Raw genomic sequence first — 13,752 nt, 5'->3', positions numbered from 1 at the left:
CACGATTCCCGATCGCGCGGCCCGTCGCCGGTGGTTCGGGAAATCCCGCACCGCGAAGGGCTGCGGTTTCCGCCGTGACCGCAACCGGTGCCGCCTACGACGCCGTCGCGCCGCTCTACGCCGAGCTGTTCCGCGACGTGCTCGACACCCTCCCGCTGGAACGCGCGCTGCTGGCCGCGTTCGCCGAGCTCGTGCTCGCCCACGACGGCGGCCCGGTCGCCGACGTCGGCTGCGGGCCCGGTCACGTGACGGCGCACCTGCGGGCGCTCGGGCCGGAGGTGTTCGGCATCGACCCGTCGGCGGAGATGGTCGCCCTGGCCCGCGCGGACCGGCCGCACCTGCGGTTCGAGCAGGGGGCGATGCCGGCGCTGGAGGTCGCCGACGGCGCGCTCGGCGGGGTGCTGGCGCTGTTCTCGACGATCCACCTGCCGCCACCGCAACTCCCGGTTGCCATCGCGGACCTCCATCGGGTGCTTTCACCGGGTGGTGTGCTGCTGCTCGGGTACCTCGCCGGTGACGATCCGCTGCCGCGGGAGGTCGACCACAGGGTCGCCCCGGCGTGGGAGTGGGCCCCTGCCGCGATGGCGGAGCTGCTGGGGCAGACCGGGTTCGCCGAGGTCGGACGGCTGGAGCGGGCACCGCACGACGGCGAGCGGTTCCGGTCCGGTTTCCTGCTCGCACGCAGGCAGGGATGAAGCCGGTCCACGCGCTGCGCCGATCGGGTGATGTGATCTGCCGGGTCGTGGTGCGCTGAGTGACCGGCGGCGTGTTAGCGTTATGGCCCGTGGATAGGGGGATTCACCCCCACGATTTTCACGGGAGCCCCGTTGGTGCAGCAGGCACGTACGACCAAGCACGTCTTCGTCACAGGAGGCGTCGCCTCCTCGCTGGGCAAGGGGCTCACAGCCTCCAGCCTCGGCCAGTTGCTCACCTCGCGCGGCCTGCGGGTAACGATGCAGAAGCTCGACCCGTACCTCAACGTGGACCCCGGCACGATGAACCCGTTCCAGCACGGCGAGGTCTTCGTGACCGACGACGGTGCCGAGACGGACCTCGACATCGGCCACTACGAGCGGTTCCTCGCGCGCGACCTGAGCGGTGACGCGAACGTCACGACCGGCCAGGTCTACTCCGAGGTGATCGCCAAGGAGCGGCGCGGCGAGTACCTGGGCGACACGGTCCAGGTGATCCCGCACATCACCGACGAGATCAAGCGCCGCATCCGCGCGATGGCCGAGCCGGACGCCGACGGCGTCACGCCCGACGTGGTCATCACCGAGGTCGGCGGCACGGTCGGCGACATCGAGTCGCTGCCGTTCCTGGAGGCGTGCCGCCAGGTCCGCCACGACGTCGGCCGCGACAACGTCTTCTTCCTGCACGTCAGCCTGGTGCCGTACCTGGCGCCGTCCGGCGAGCTGAAGACCAAGCCGACCCAGCACTCCGTCGCGGCGCTGCGCAACATCGGCATCCAGCCCGACGCGATCGTGTGCCGCGCGGACCGGGAGATCCCGGACTCGCTCAAGCGCAAGATCGGCCTGATGTGCGACGTCGACACCGACGCCGTCGTGGCCGCCGTGGACGCGCCGTCGATCTACGACATCCCGAAGGTGCTGCACGCCGAGGGCCTCGACGCCTACGTCGTGCGCCGCCTCGACCTGCCGTTCCGCGACGTCGACTGGACGGTGTGGGGCGACCTGCTGGAGCGCGTGCACAACCCGGCGGAGACGGTGAAGATCGCGCTCGTCGGCAAGTACGTCGACCTGCCCGACGCCTACCTGTCGGTCACCGAGGCGCTGCGCGCCGGCGGGTTCGCCCACCACGCCAAGGTCGAGATCAAGTGGGTGCCGTCGGACGAGTGCCAGACGCCCGAGGGCGCGGCGCGCGCGTTGTCCGGCATGGACGCGGTGCTGGTCCCCGGCGGGTTCGGCGTGCGCGGCATCGAGGGCAAGATCGGCGCACTGAAGCACACCCGCACCCGCGGTGTGCCGACGCTGGGCCTGTGCCTGGGCCTGCAGTGCATGGTCATCGAGGCCGCGCGGAACCTCGCGGGCATCGAGGACGCGATCTCGTCGGAGTTCGACGAGGGCGGCTCGCCGGTCATCTCCACGATGGCCGACCAGGAGGACGTCGTCTCCGGCCAGCGGGACATGGGCGGCACTATGCGGCTCGGCGCGTACGTCGCGAAGCTGACGCCGGGCTCGGTGGTCGCGAACGCCTACGGCACGACCGAGGTGTCCGAACGGCACCGGCACCGCTACGAGGTGAACAACGCCTACCGCGACAAGCTCGCCGACGCCGGCCTGGTCTTCTCCGGCACCTCGCCGGACGGCCGCCTCGTCGAGTTCGTCGAGCTGCCCGCCGACGTGCACCCGTTCTACGCGGCCACGCAGGCGCACCCCGAGCTCAAGTCCCGTCCCACGAAGCCGCACCCGCTGTTCGCGGCGTTCGTGAAGGCCGCGATCGACTACCGGGTGGCTGACCGCCTCCCCCTGACCGCGGGAGCCGCGAAGTGACCACTCGGCACGACTTCCGCACCGTCGCCAGCGAGGACCTGCACGTCGGGAAGATCCTGGCGCTGCGCGTCGACGAGGTCGAGATGCCCGGCGGCGGCACGGCCAAGCGCGAGATCGTCGAGCACACCGGTGCCGTCGCGGTCGTCGCGGTCTCCGACTCCGGCGAGGTCACGCTGGTCCACCAGTACCGGCACGCGCTCGGCCGACACCTGTGGGAGCTGCCGGCGGGCCTGCTCGACCACGACGGCGAACCGCCCGTGACCGGTGCGCGCCGCGAGCTGGTCGAGGAGGTCGGCCTGGACGCCACCGAGTGGCACGTCCTGGTCGACGTGGCCGCCTCGCCCGGTTTCACCGACGAGGTCGTGCGGGTGTTCCTCGCCCGCGGCCTGACCTCGGTGGACCGCGACGTGCAGGGCGAGGAGGAGGCGGACCTGGAGGTCCACCGCTTCCCGCTCGCCGAGGCGGTGCGGATGGTGCTCTCCGGTGAGATCGTGAACGCCTCGTCGGTCGCCGGTCTGCTCGCCGCCCGCGAGGTGCTGGAGGGCCGCGCGGAGCCGCGTCCCGCCGACGCCCCGTTCCAGGACAAGCCCACCCGGTTCGCGGCGCGCGGGAAGTAGGTTCTCCCGTGAAGACGCTGAGGGGCGCCCTGCGGAGGTTGCGGGCGCCCCTCAGCGTGCTCGCGGTGGGGGGCGCGGGTGCCGTGGTGCTGCTGTTCGTCGACCCGAACCAGCCCGGCAACCTGCTGCCCAAGTGCCCGTTCAACTGGCTCACGGGCCTCAACTGCCCCGGTTGCGGCATCACGCGCATGGCACACGCACTGCTGCACGGCGACGTCGTGGCGGCGTGGCACTTCAACGCGGCCATGCTCGTCGTCGGCGTGCCGTTCGCCGTGTGGCTGTTCGCGCGGTGGATCCGGGCGTCGTGGACGGGCCAGCCCCGGCAGATCCCGAAACGGGTGCCGGGCCTGGTGATCGCGTTCGCGCTCGTGTGGGGCATCGGCCGCAACCTGGCCGGCATCTGACCCCTGCTGTTCAGGCGTCTGCAAGTACTACCGACTGGCAGTTGGTGGTACTTGCAGACGCCATGAAAGCCAGGAGTCAGCCGCGGAGGGGGCGGCCTTCGGAGTCCGTGCCGCCGTTGACCAGGATGATGATGCCGTCGACCAGCGCCCAGATGCCGCAGCCGCCGCAGGTCAGCAGCTGCGCGACCGCGATGCCCGTGTCACCCATGTAGAAGCGGCCGACGCCGAACTGGCCGAGGAACAGCTGCAGCACGCCCGCGGCGACCTTCGACTTGTCCGAGTACGGGATGCCGCTGACCGGGTCGTAACCGTAGGGCGCGCCGGGGTAGCCCATGCCGGGAGGCGGCGGCGTGGCGTACTGCGGCTGCGCGTACTGCTGCGGCTGCGGGCCCGTGTACTGCTGCGGGTGGGGCCCGGTGTACTGCTGCTGCGGCGGGGCGTACGGCTGCGTGGGCATGGGCGGCGGAACGGCGGCGAACGGCACCGACGGCGGCGCGAGGAACGGCGGGTGCGGCTGCGGGAGGTCGCGGAACAGCTCCGCGAGCTCGGCGTAGGACTGCGCGTTCGACGCGCGGTTGACCCGGTCCTGGTACTCGGAGATGTCGAGCCGCGCTTGCGCGAAGTGGTCGTTGAGCGCGGTGATCGCCTCTTCGCGCTGTTGGTTGCCGATGCGCTGCTGCTCTGGCCCGAAAGGTTCTGACACGCCTGCGCACGTTATCCGATGCAGGAGGCCGAGTTGCGGAATACGCTGCGACGATGTTGGTCGGTGTCCCAAAGGAGATCAAGAACCACGAGTACCGCGTCGCCATCACGCCCGCCGGTGTGGTCGAGCTGGTCCGCCGCGGGCACGAGGTCGTGGTCGAGCACGAGGCCGGCGCCGGGTCGTCGTTCCCCGACGACGAGTACACGGCCGCGGGAGCGCGGATCGCCGCGACCGCGGACGAGGTGTGGGCGGCGGCCGAGCTGGTGCTGAAGGTCAAGGAACCGATCGAGCCCGAGTTCCACCGCATGCGCCGCGACCAGGTGCTCTTCACCTACCTGCACCTCGCGGCCGCGCCGGGGTGCACGCGGGCCATCGCGGACGCCGGCGTCACGGCCATCGCCTACGAGACCGTGCAGCTGCCCGACGGGTCGCTGCCGTTGCTGGCGCCGATGAGCGAGATCGCCGGGCGGATGGCCGCCCAGGTCGGCGCACACTGCCTGGAACGCGCGCAGGGCGGCCGCGGTGTGCTGCTCGGCGGCGCACCCGGTGTCGCGGCGGGCAAGGTCGCGGTGATCGGCGCGGGCGTGGCCGGCATGAACGCGGCGACGATGGCGGTCGGCATGCAGGCCGAGGTCGTCGTGCTCGACACCAACGTCAACCGGTTGCGGCAGATCGACTTCACCTACCGCGGGCACCTGCAGACCATCGCGTCCAACGCCTACGAGGTCGAGAAGGCCTGCTGCTGGGCGGACCTCGTGATCGGCGCGGTGCTCGTGCCCGGTGCCCGCGCGCCGAAGCTCGTCGGCAACGACCTGGTGTCGCGGATGCGGCCCGGGAGCGTCCTCGTGGACATCGCGATCGACCAGGGCGGCTGTTTCGAGGACTCGCGGCCGACGACGCACGACGACCCCACCTATCGTGTGCACGACTCGGTGTTCTACTGCGTCGCGAACATGCCCGGTGCCGTGCCGAACACGTCGACCTACGCGTTGACGAACGTGACACTGCCGTACGTCCTCGCGTTGGCGGACAAGGGTTTCGACCGCGCTGTCGCAGAGGACCCGGCGCTGGCCAAGGGCGTCAACGCGCGTGAGGGAGAGATCGTGCTGGAAGGACTGGCGTGGTAGCAGACCTGGTGGCGAGCTACCTCGACCACCTCGCCGTCGAACGCGGCACCGCGCGCAACACCCTCGACTCCTACACCCGCGACCTGCGCCGGTACACCGAGCACCTGGAGTCGCTCGGCATCACCGACCTCGCGGCGGTGACCGAGTCCCACGTGAGCGAGTTCCTGGCGGCGTTGCGCGAAAGCGGTTTGGCCGCTTCGTCCGCAGCGCGCACATTGGTTGCTGTGCGGGGACTTCACCGCTTCGCGCACCGTGAAGGTGTGGTGCCCCATGACGCCGCACGCGCCGTGCACCCGCCATCACCGCCCAAGAGACTGCCGAAAGCCTTGCCCGTCAACGATGTGCTGACCCTGCTCGACACCGTGGGGAACCTCAGGGACAAGGCGCTGCTGGAGTTGCTGTACTCCACGGGAGCGCGAATCTCCGAGGTCGTCGGGCTCGACGTGGACGACGTCGACGCCGCCGAACGCACCGTGCTGCTCGACGGCAAGGGCGGCAAGCAACGACTCGTCCCGGTGGGGCGCCCGGCGCTGGCGGCGGTGGACGCCTACCTCGTGAGAGCGCGCCCCGCACTGGCGGCCAAGGGCCGTGGCACGCCCGCGTTGTTCCTGAACGCGCGCGGCGGACGGCTTTCCCGGCAGAGCGCGTGGACCGTGCTGAAGACCGCGGCGGAGGAAGCCGGCATCACCGCCGCGGTCTCCCCCCACACGTTGCGGCATTCGTTCGCCACCCATCTGCTCGAAGGGGGTGCCGACGTTCGGGTGGTGCAGGAACTTCTCGGGCACGCATCGGTTACGACCACTCAGGTGTACACACTGGTAACCGTTACGACTTTGAGGGAGGTCTACGCAACTGCACACCCTCGGGCCACTGGAACATGAGGCTTCCACGGGTACGGTGGACAGGTGCCGAACTTGGACGAGCCGTCCCCCCAGGCCATCGATCTTGCCTCCGTGCTGCACGCGCTGAGCGACCCGACGAGGCTCGCGGTCGTTCGCCAGATCCAGTCCAGCGGAGAGAGGCTGTGCGGGGCCTTCGAGGTCGACGTGGCGAAGTCGACCCTGTCCCAGCACCTGCGCGTGCTGCGGGAAGCGGGCCTCACCCGGACCCGCTGCCGCGGCAACCAGCGCTGGGTGTCACTGCGCCGCGATGACCTGGACCTCCTGTTCCCCGGCCTGCTCGACGTGGTGCTGACGGCCGCGGACCGGCGCACACGTTCGGATGTTCCGGCCTGACTGAGTCTTGACAGTCACATGCCGACCCCCGAAACATTCTCCCGCCCCCTCCAGGACACGGCGAGGCGCGTTGCCGCTCGCACGGGTGCGGCCTAGGCTGCGCCCCGAGAGACGACTACGACCAGTGAGGGAACGCCAGCCATGTCGACACCGGAGCACGCTTTCGCGCCCCGTGCCGACCTGAGCCTGGCCCCGCACGCCGCGCCGGTGGACGACGTCGCCCACGAGCAGGTCGACGGCATCGGCCCGACCGGTCGCGCCCGCCGCGCGCTCCCGGCCCCGCCGCCGTTGCTGCACCACGGCCCGGCGAAGATCCTCGCGGTGTGCAACCAGAAGGGCGGCGTCGGCAAGACGACGACGACCATCAACCTGGGCGCCGCGCTGGCCGAGTACGGCAGACGGGTGCTGCTCGTCGACTTCGACCCGCAGGGCGCGCTGTCCGTGGGCCTCGGCGTGCACCCGCACCAGCTGGAAACCACGATCTACAACGTCATCATGGAGAACGACACCGCCGTTCCCGACGTCATCCGCAAGACCATGGTCGACGACATGGACCTGCTGCCGAGCAACATCGACCTCTCGGCCGCGGAGATCCAGCTGGTGTCCGAGGTGGGCCGCGAGCACACCCTCGTGCGCACCCTCCGCCCCGTCATCGACCACTACGACTACGTGCTGGTCGACTGCCAGCCCTCGCTCGGCCTGCTCACGGTGAACGCCCTCGCGGCCGCGGACGGCGTGCTGATCCCGCTGGAGTGCGAGTTCTTCTCGCTGCGCGGGGTGGCGCTGCTCATCGACACCATCGAGAAGGTCAAGGAACGGTTGAACCCCAAGCTCACGATCACCGGCATCCTCGCCACGATGTACGACCCCCGCACGCTGCACTCGCGCGAGGTCATGGCGCGGGTAGTGGAGGCGTTCGGCGAGATCGTGTTCGACTCGGTCATCAACCGCACGGTGCGCTTCCCGGAGACCACCGTGGCCGGTGAGCCGATCACCCGGTGGGCCCCGCGCTCCTCCGGTGCCAACGCCTACCGCGCGCTGGCCCGCGAGGTGATCGCCCGGTGACCCGTCGCCCCTCACTGCCGGGCGCGGCCGAGCTGTTCCGCCTGACCTCGGCACCCGCCGCCGCCCCGGCGGAAGTGCCGTCCGGCGGCACGGCCGCGCAGCAGCGCCGCGGGTCCGGGCGGACCGGGCACACCACGAAGATCACCGTCTACGTGTCCGACGAGGAGCTGCTGGCGCTGGAGACCGCGCGGCTCGCGTTGCGCGCGTCGCACGGCCTCGGGGTCGACCGCGGCCGGGTGGTGCGCGAGGCGATCGCGATCGTGCTGGACGACCTGGAGGCGCACGGGGACGCGTCGTTGCTGGTGCGCAGGTTGCGCGAGCAGTGACCGAGGAAACACCCGCTGCTGCTCCCGAGGTGGTCGACGACGGCAGGTTCAAGGTCCGGCTCACGAACTTCGAGGGCCCGTTCGACCTGCTGCTGCAGCTCATCTCCCAGCACACCCTCGACGTGACCGAGGTGGCCCTGCACCGGGTCACCGACGACTTCATCGCCCACATCCGCGCGCTCGGCTCCGCCTGGGACCTCGACGAGACCACCGAGTTCCTGGTGATCGCCGCGACCCTGCTGGACCTGAAGGCGGCCCGGCTGCTGCCCGCGGGTGACGTCGAGGACGAGGACGACCTGGCCCTGCTGGAGGCGCGCGACCTGCTGTTCGCCCGCCTGCTGCAGTACCGCGCCTACAAGCAGGTCGCGGCCCTGTTCGCCGAGCTCGAACAGGGCGCCTACCGCCGCTACCCGCGCTCGGTGGCGCTGGAACCGCGCTTCGAGGGCCTGCTGCCCGAGGTGATGCTCGGCGTCACCCCCGACAAGTTCGCGCTGATCGCCGCCGCCGCGTTCCGGCCGAAGCCCAAGCGCACCCTGTCCACCGCCCACGTCCACCAGCACCGCGTGTCGATCCGCGCGACCGCCGACGAGCTGCGGACGTTCCTGGTGGAGCGCGGCACGGCGTCGTTCACGGAGATCGTCGCCGACTGCACCGAGACGATGCAGGTCGTCGCACGCTTCCTGGCGCTGCTGGAGCTGTACCGGGAGAAGTCGCTCGCCTTCGAGCAGGAGGACCCGCTCGGGCCGCTGCAGGTGACGTGGGTCGGCGGGACGTTGGAACAGGCGCAGGCCGCGGCACCGGCCGGCGACGAGGACGAGGACTACGAATGAGCGACCCAGAGGTCGGACCGGAGCCGGTCGTCGGACCGGACGCGGCACAGGTGGAGCGGCCGGGGCCGGCGTTCGACGGTGGCACGGGCGCGGCGGAGTACGACGCGGCGGCCGCGGCGCTGGCCGCGAAGTTCGGGGCGGGTGCCGCGGAGACGAAGCCCGCGAAGCGCCGGTCCAAGCCCCGGCCCGCCGAGCCCCAGCTGGAGCTCCCGGTCACCGAGCCCGCCGGGACGGAGACCGGGACCGGGACCGGGGCCGAGGACGCCGCCCAGCTCGAAGCGCAGCTCCTCGCCGCCGCACCCGAGGAGCAGATCGAGGACTCCGGCCTGCCCGACCTCACCGACGACGCCGAGCTCGACGGCGCGCTGGAGTCGGTGCTGCTCGTCGTGGACAGCCCCATCGCGGAAGACCAGCTGAGCAGTGCCCTTGAGCAGCCGGTTAAGCGAATCAAGCAGGCACTCCGTAGACTCTCCACCCGGTACACCGAGTCCGGCAGCGGCATCGACCTGCGCAGGGCGGGGGACGGCTGGCGGTTCTACACGCGAGACCGGTTCGCCCCGTTCGTGGAGAAGCTGCTGCTCGACGGCCAGCGCGCGAAACTCACCCGCGCTGCCCTGGAGACGCTCGCGGTGATCGCCTACCGGCAGCCCGTCACGAGGGCGCGGATCGCGGCGGTTCGCGGCGTCAACGTCGACGGTGTGATCCGGACCCTGGTCGCACGGGGGCTCATCGAGGAGACGGGCACCGACAGCGACACGGGTGGGATCCTGTACCGCACGACCGAACTGTTCCTGGAGCGGTTGGGGCTGTCGTCGTTGAACGACCTGCCGCCGATCGCTCCGCTGCTGCCCGAAGTGGATGCGATCGACGATGTCTGAGAACGAGGGCGTGCGCCTGCAGAAGGTGCTCGCGCAGGCCGGTGTCGCCTCACGCCGTGCTTCGGAGGAGCTGATCGACCAGGGGCGGGTGCAGGTCGACGGCAAGGTGGTGCGCGAGCAGGGCCGCCGGATCGACCCCGAGACCGCGGTCGTGCACGTCGACGGCGTGCGGGTGCAGATCCGCGAGGACGTCGTCACGATCGCGCTGAACAAGCCGTTCGGGATCCTGTCCACCATGGAGGACGACCTGGGCCGGCCGTGCGTCGGCGACCTGGTGCGCAACCGCAAGGAGCGGCTCTTCCACGTCGGCAGGCTCGACGCGGAGACCGAGGGGTTGCTGCTGCTCACGAACGACGGTGAGCTGGCGCACCGGTTGATGCACCCGAGCTACAACGTCAAGAAGACCTACCTCGCCGAGGTGCCCGGCCCGGTCGAGCGCGGCCTGGGCAAGAAGCTCAAGGCGGGCGTCGAGCTGGAGGACGGCCCGGTCAAGGTCGACTCGTTCAAGCTGGTCACGGCGGTGCCGGGCAAGGCACTCGTCGAGATCGTCGTGCACGAGGGCCGCAAGCACATCGTGCGCCGGCTGATGGAGCACGTCGGCTACCCGGTGGAGTCGCTGGTGCGCACCGCGGTCGGCGACGTGCTGCTCGGCAACCAGCGGCCCGGCTCGATGCGCGTGCTGAACCGGCAGGAGGTCGGCGGGCTGTACAAGCTCGTGGGCCTGTGAACCCGGCGCGCCGCTGAAGCCGCACCGAACCGGTGATCGGCGTGCGGCTGTCCCCGGACGGCCGCACGCTCGTGGCGAGACGGCTCGACGGCGGTCCTCGTCCGGCGCGGGTCAGTCGCCGCAGGGCAGGCCGAGGCAGCTCGCGTTGACGTGCATCGGCCGCGGGTCGTCGCGCAGCCGGCCGCGGTACCAGCCGTCGCCGACCCACGCCTCGACGAAGAACCGGGTGCCCTCCGGGATGAAGCGCAGCGGCTCACCCGGCCAGGTCACGTGCACGCCCCGTGCGATCTCGCAGACCATCCTCACCGGTGCCTGCGGTGCCGTCGTCGTCGCCTCAATGGTCACGTCAGGATCTCCCTCGTCAGCGCCGGCGCCCCGTGACCGGCACCGTCGAACCTACGGACGATCCCGTTGTCCAGCTTCGTTCCACGCGAGTGGACAACGCGCTGTTAACAAGGGTGTAGCCGTGGGCGGCATTTCGGTGTTGCCCACGGCACACCGCGGTGCCGGTTCGGCGACGTTAGGGCGAACGGGTTGTTCACGGTCAGGCGTTGGCCGCTGAACGGAGTTCTCTGAACAATGACGGGGTGCCGAGACGGGAACGCCCTCTCGACGAGGGCGAGAGCGGTCTCCTGCAGTTCGCCGCGGACCTTCGCCGGCTGCGGGAACGGGCGGGCAGCCCCACCTACCGCGAGCTCGGCCGACGGGCGCACTACTCGGCGGCGGCGCTGTCGGAGGCGGCGGGCGGGCGCAAGCTGCCGAGCCTCGCGGTGACGAGGGCGTACGCGAAGGCGTGCGCGGCGGACCCGGACGAGTGGGAGCTGCGGTGGCGCGCGGTCGCCGAGACGCAGCCGCGGGCCGGCGCCGACAGCCCGTACGTCGGCCTCAAGGCGTTCGAACCCGATGACGCACCGAAGTTCTTCGGCCGGGAGCGGCTCACGGTCGAGCTGCTGACGACGCGGCACCGCTTCACCGGCGTGTTCGGGCCGTCGGGGGTGGGCAAGTCGTCGTTGCTGAAGGCCGGGCTGGTGGCGCGCACGGACGGCCCGGTGCTGCTGTTCACGCCCGGCGCCGACCCGGTGGAGGAGTGCGCGCTCGCCCTCGCCCGGCTCACCGGGCAGGACGCGGTGGAGCTGGCCGGCGAGCTCGCGCGGCCCGAACAGCTCGCCCGCAGGCACACCGGGCTCGTCGTCGTCGACCAGTTCGAGGAGCTGTTCACGGTGTGCCGCAGCGAGGCGCGCCGGACGTGGCTCATCGAGGCGCTCACCGGGTGCGCCAAGGTCGTCATCGGCACGCGGGCCGACTACTACGGGCACTGCGCGCAGTACCCGGAGCTGGTGGAGGCGTTGCGCGGCAGCCAGGTCATGGTCGGCGCGATGACACCGGACGAGCTGCGGCTCGCGATCACCGAACCCGCCGCCCACGCCGGCGCCAAGGTGGAGACCGCGCTGCTGGCCAGGCTGATGGCCGACGCGGTCGGGCAGGCAGCCGTGCTCCCGCTGCTGTCGCACGCGCTCGCGGAGACCTGGCAGCACCGGCGGGGGATGACGCTGACGCTCGCGGCCTACGAGGAGGTCGGCGGCGTCGAGCACGCCGTGGCCCGCACCGCGCAGGACCTGCTCGCCGGGCTGCCCGCCGAGCAGGTGAAACGGGTGCTGCTGCGGCTCGTCACCGCCGAGGGCACCAAGCGCCGCGCGCACCGCGACGAGCTGGAGGCCGGCGAGACCGTGCTCGCCGCGCTGGCCGCCGCCCGGCTGGTGGTCGTCGACCGCGACGGCGTCGAGCTCGCGCACGAGGCGTTGATCCGCAGCTGGCCGGCGCTGCACCACTGGGTCGAGGAGAACCGGGAGAACGTCAGGGCACAGCGGGAGCTCACCGACGCCACCCGGACGTGGGAGGCGCTCGACCGCGACGCCGGGGCGCTGTTCCGCGGCCGGCGGCTCGCCAACGTGCCCGCGGGGCTCGCGCTCACCTCCCGCGAACGCGCGTTCCTGGCCGCGAGCCGCGCCGCGGAGGAGGAGGTCACGACGAGCGCGCGGCGCCGCACCCGCCGCCAGCGCCAGCTGCTCGCCGCACTGGTCGCGCTGCTGGTGGTCGCCGCTGGCTCGACGGTGTTCGCGTGGCGGGCCACCAGGACCGCCGAGGAGCAGCGCACCACGACCGCCGTGCTGAAAGCCGTCGCCGAGGCCGGTGCGCTGCGGTCGGGCAACCCCGCGCTGGCCCAGCAGGTCGCGCTCGCCGCCTACCGGCTCGTGCCGCTCCCGCAGGCCCGCAACGCGCTGCGCCAGGAGGAGGTGCCGGTGCAGACCCTGCGCGCGGCGGACGCCGAGGTCACCGCGCTCGTCGTCGGCCCGACGCAGCAGCAGGTCGTCACCGGTCACCGCGACGGGCTGGTCGTGCTGACGACCCTCGACGACCTGCCCGCGCCGCGCACGTCCTACGAGGCCACCCGGCACGCCGGCGCCGTCGTCGCGCTGGCGGTGGACCCGGCGGGCGGCCTGCTCGCGTCGGTGGGGGAGGACGGCACCGTCCACCTCGTCGACATCTCCCTGGGCAAGCCGCGCGACCTCGGCGTGCTGCCCGCCCGTGCCACCGCGGTCGCCTGGCGCGGCAGCACCCTCGTCACGACCGGCCCCGACGGCGCGGTCGGCTCCTGGACCGACCTGCGCGGCGGCCGCCCCCGGCTGCTCGCCACCGCCCAGCCCGGCCTGGGCCCGCTCGCCGGCCTCGCCTTCCGCGCCGACGGCCGCGTGCTCGCCGCTGTCACCACCGGCCGTGCCGTCCACCTGCTCGACGCCGCGGACCCGCGCCGGCTCACGCCGTTGTCGCTCACCACGGAGTTCGCGGGCCACGCCCAGTTCGCCGGCGACCTGCTGCTGACCGCCGGCCGCACCGCCGTGCACCTCTGGGACGCCCGCGACCCGCGCGCGCCGGCCCTGCGGGCGGAGCTCCCCTCCGGCGGTGGGGAGGTGACCGGCACGTGGCTGAGCGCGGACAGCCTCGCGGTCGCGACCGACGACGGCCTGGTGCGGTTGTGGCGGCTCGGCGCGGGGGAGCCGGTCGAGCTGGCGCTGCTGCGCGGGCACGCCGGACCGGTCACCGCCGTCGGGCTCACGCCGAGGGGCGACGAGGTGGTGACCGGAGGGGCGGACCGGGCGGTGCGGCTGTGGAACGTCGACCTGCGCGACCCGGCGGTGCGGATCTGCGAGCAGGCGGTCCCGCGGATGACCGGGGCCGAGTGGGACCGCTACTTCGCCGGACTCGCCTTCACACCACCGTGCCACGACTGACCGCCTCCGGAGGGTACGCGGGGTCCCCGCGTGCCTT

At 72.0% G+C, this 13,752-nt stretch carries 15 protein-coding genes; 13 read left to right on the top strand and 2 right to left on the bottom strand.

The annotated features are described in order from the left end of the window. Positions 1-74 precede the first annotated feature (74 nt). The 4 genes from AB0A63_RS19000 (at position 75) to AB0A63_RS18985 (ending at position 3,534) form a co-directional block, all read left to right on the top strand. Positions 75-695 (top strand): class I SAM-dependent methyltransferase, encoded by a 621-nt coding sequence (locus AB0A63_RS19000; RefSeq protein ID WP_360392622.1) that lies wholly within the window; start codon positions 75-77, stop codon positions 693-695. A gap of 132 nt (positions 696-827) precedes the next feature. Further along, positions 828-2,513 carry a CTP synthase gene (locus AB0A63_RS18995; protein ID WP_360392619.1) on the top strand — a complete coding sequence of 562 codons (1,686 nt, stop codon included), beginning with the start codon at positions 828-830 and terminating at the stop codon, positions 2,511-2,513. Beyond that, positions 2,510-3,130 (top strand): NUDIX hydrolase, encoded by a 621-nt coding sequence (locus tag AB0A63_RS18990; RefSeq protein ID WP_360392617.1) that lies wholly within the window; start codon positions 2,510-2,512, stop codon positions 3,128-3,130. The genes AB0A63_RS18995 and AB0A63_RS18990 overlap by 4 nt, the downstream gene beginning before the upstream one ends. 8 nt (positions 3,131-3,138) lie before the next feature. Continuing rightward, entirely contained in the window at positions 3,139-3,534 is a 396-nt protein-coding gene (locus tag AB0A63_RS18985) for a DUF2752 domain-containing protein (RefSeq protein ID WP_360392615.1), read from the top strand. Positions 3,535-3,610: 76 nt separating this feature from the next. Here AB0A63_RS18985 and AB0A63_RS18980 read toward each other — a convergent pair whose 3' ends face one another. Next, on the bottom strand, positions 3,611-4,237 hold the full coding sequence (locus AB0A63_RS18980) for an NINE protein (RefSeq protein ID WP_360392612.1): 627 nt from the start codon (positions 4,235-4,237) through the stop codon (positions 3,611-3,613). 53 nt (positions 4,238-4,290) lie between these two features. On the opposite strand from AB0A63_RS18980, the gene ald reads away from it, so the two are divergent. The 8 genes from ald to AB0A63_RS18940 all read left to right on the top strand — a co-directional run bounded on the left by ald (position 4,291) and on the right by AB0A63_RS18940 (position 10,425). Then, positions 4,291-5,364 carry an alanine dehydrogenase gene (gene ald / locus AB0A63_RS18975; RefSeq protein ID WP_360392609.1) on the top strand — a complete coding sequence of 358 codons (1,074 nt, stop codon included), beginning with the start codon at positions 4,291-4,293 and terminating at the stop codon, positions 5,362-5,364. Positions 5,365-5,369: 5 nt separating this feature from the next. Beyond that, positions 5,370-6,245, top strand: a complete 876-nt coding sequence (gene xerD / locus AB0A63_RS18970) for a site-specific tyrosine recombinase XerD (RefSeq protein ID WP_360392705.1) — start codon at positions 5,370-5,372, stop codon at positions 6,243-6,245. A 24-nt stretch (positions 6,246-6,269) separates the two neighbouring features. Next, complete coding sequence (locus AB0A63_RS18965) at positions 6,270-6,599, top strand: metalloregulator ArsR/SmtB family transcription factor (RefSeq protein ID WP_360392606.1); 330 nt, start codon at positions 6,270-6,272, stop codon at positions 6,597-6,599. A gap of 141 nt (positions 6,600-6,740) precedes the next feature. Continuing rightward, a complete protein-coding gene (locus AB0A63_RS18960) occupies positions 6,741-7,664 on the top strand; it encodes an AAA family ATPase (protein WP_360392604.1) in 924 nt (307 codons plus the stop codon). Then, entirely contained in the window at positions 7,661-7,990 is a 330-nt protein-coding gene (locus AB0A63_RS18955) for a hypothetical protein (RefSeq protein WP_360392601.1), read from the top strand. Before AB0A63_RS18960 ends, AB0A63_RS18955 begins: the two co-directional genes overlap by 4 nt. Then, on the top strand, positions 7,987-8,820 hold the full coding sequence (locus AB0A63_RS18950) for a segregation/condensation protein A (RefSeq protein WP_360392598.1): 834 nt from the start codon (positions 7,987-7,989) through the stop codon (positions 8,818-8,820). Before AB0A63_RS18955 ends, AB0A63_RS18950 begins: the two co-directional genes overlap by 4 nt. Continuing rightward, entirely contained in the window at positions 8,817-9,698 is an 882-nt protein-coding gene (gene scpB / locus AB0A63_RS18945; RefSeq protein WP_360392595.1) for an SMC-Scp complex subunit ScpB, read from the top strand. Before AB0A63_RS18950 ends, scpB begins: the two co-directional genes overlap by 4 nt. Further along, positions 9,691-10,425 carry a pseudouridine synthase gene (locus AB0A63_RS18940; protein ID WP_360392593.1) on the top strand — a complete coding sequence of 245 codons (735 nt, stop codon included), beginning with the start codon at positions 9,691-9,693 and terminating at the stop codon, positions 10,423-10,425. The genes scpB and AB0A63_RS18940 overlap by 8 nt, the downstream gene beginning before the upstream one ends. A 111-nt stretch (positions 10,426-10,536) precedes the next feature. Here AB0A63_RS18940 and AB0A63_RS18935 read toward each other — a convergent pair whose 3' ends face one another. After that, positions 10,537-10,770 (bottom strand): hypothetical protein, encoded by a 234-nt coding sequence (locus AB0A63_RS18935; protein ID WP_360392590.1) that lies wholly within the window; start codon positions 10,768-10,770, stop codon positions 10,537-10,539. A 242-nt stretch (positions 10,771-11,012) separates the two neighbouring features. On the opposite strand from AB0A63_RS18935, the gene AB0A63_RS18930 reads away from it, so the two are divergent. Continuing rightward, positions 11,013-13,715, top strand: a complete 2,703-nt coding sequence (locus AB0A63_RS18930; protein WP_360392587.1) for a helix-turn-helix domain-containing protein — start codon at positions 11,013-11,015, stop codon at positions 13,713-13,715. Positions 13,716-13,752: the final 37 nt, after the last annotated feature.

The organism is Lentzea sp. NPDC042327 (assembly GCF_040647275.1).
Lineage (GTDB): Bacteria > Actinomycetota > Actinomycetes > Mycobacteriales > Pseudonocardiaceae > Lentzea.
The sequence above is the reverse complement of the archived record's forward strand: the minus strand, read 5'-3'. Positions and strand labels throughout refer to the sequence as shown.

Bases quoted from the DNA above. Each gene is read 5' to 3' on its own strand.
- ald (WP_360392609.1), top strand. From the start codon at position 4,291: ATGTTGGTCGGTGTCCCAAAGGAGATCAAGAACCACGAGTACCGCGTC.
- AB0A63_RS18960 (WP_360392604.1), top strand. From the start codon at position 6,741: ATGTCGACACCGGAGCACGCTTTCGCGCCCCGTGCCGACCTGAGCCTG.
- scpB (WP_360392595.1), top strand. From the start codon at position 8,817: ATGAGCGACCCAGAGGTCGGACCGGAGCCGGTCGTCGGACCGGACGCG.
- AB0A63_RS18940 (WP_360392593.1), top strand. From the start codon at position 9,691: ATGTCTGAGAACGAGGGCGTGCGCCTGCAGAAGGTGCTCGCGCAGGCC.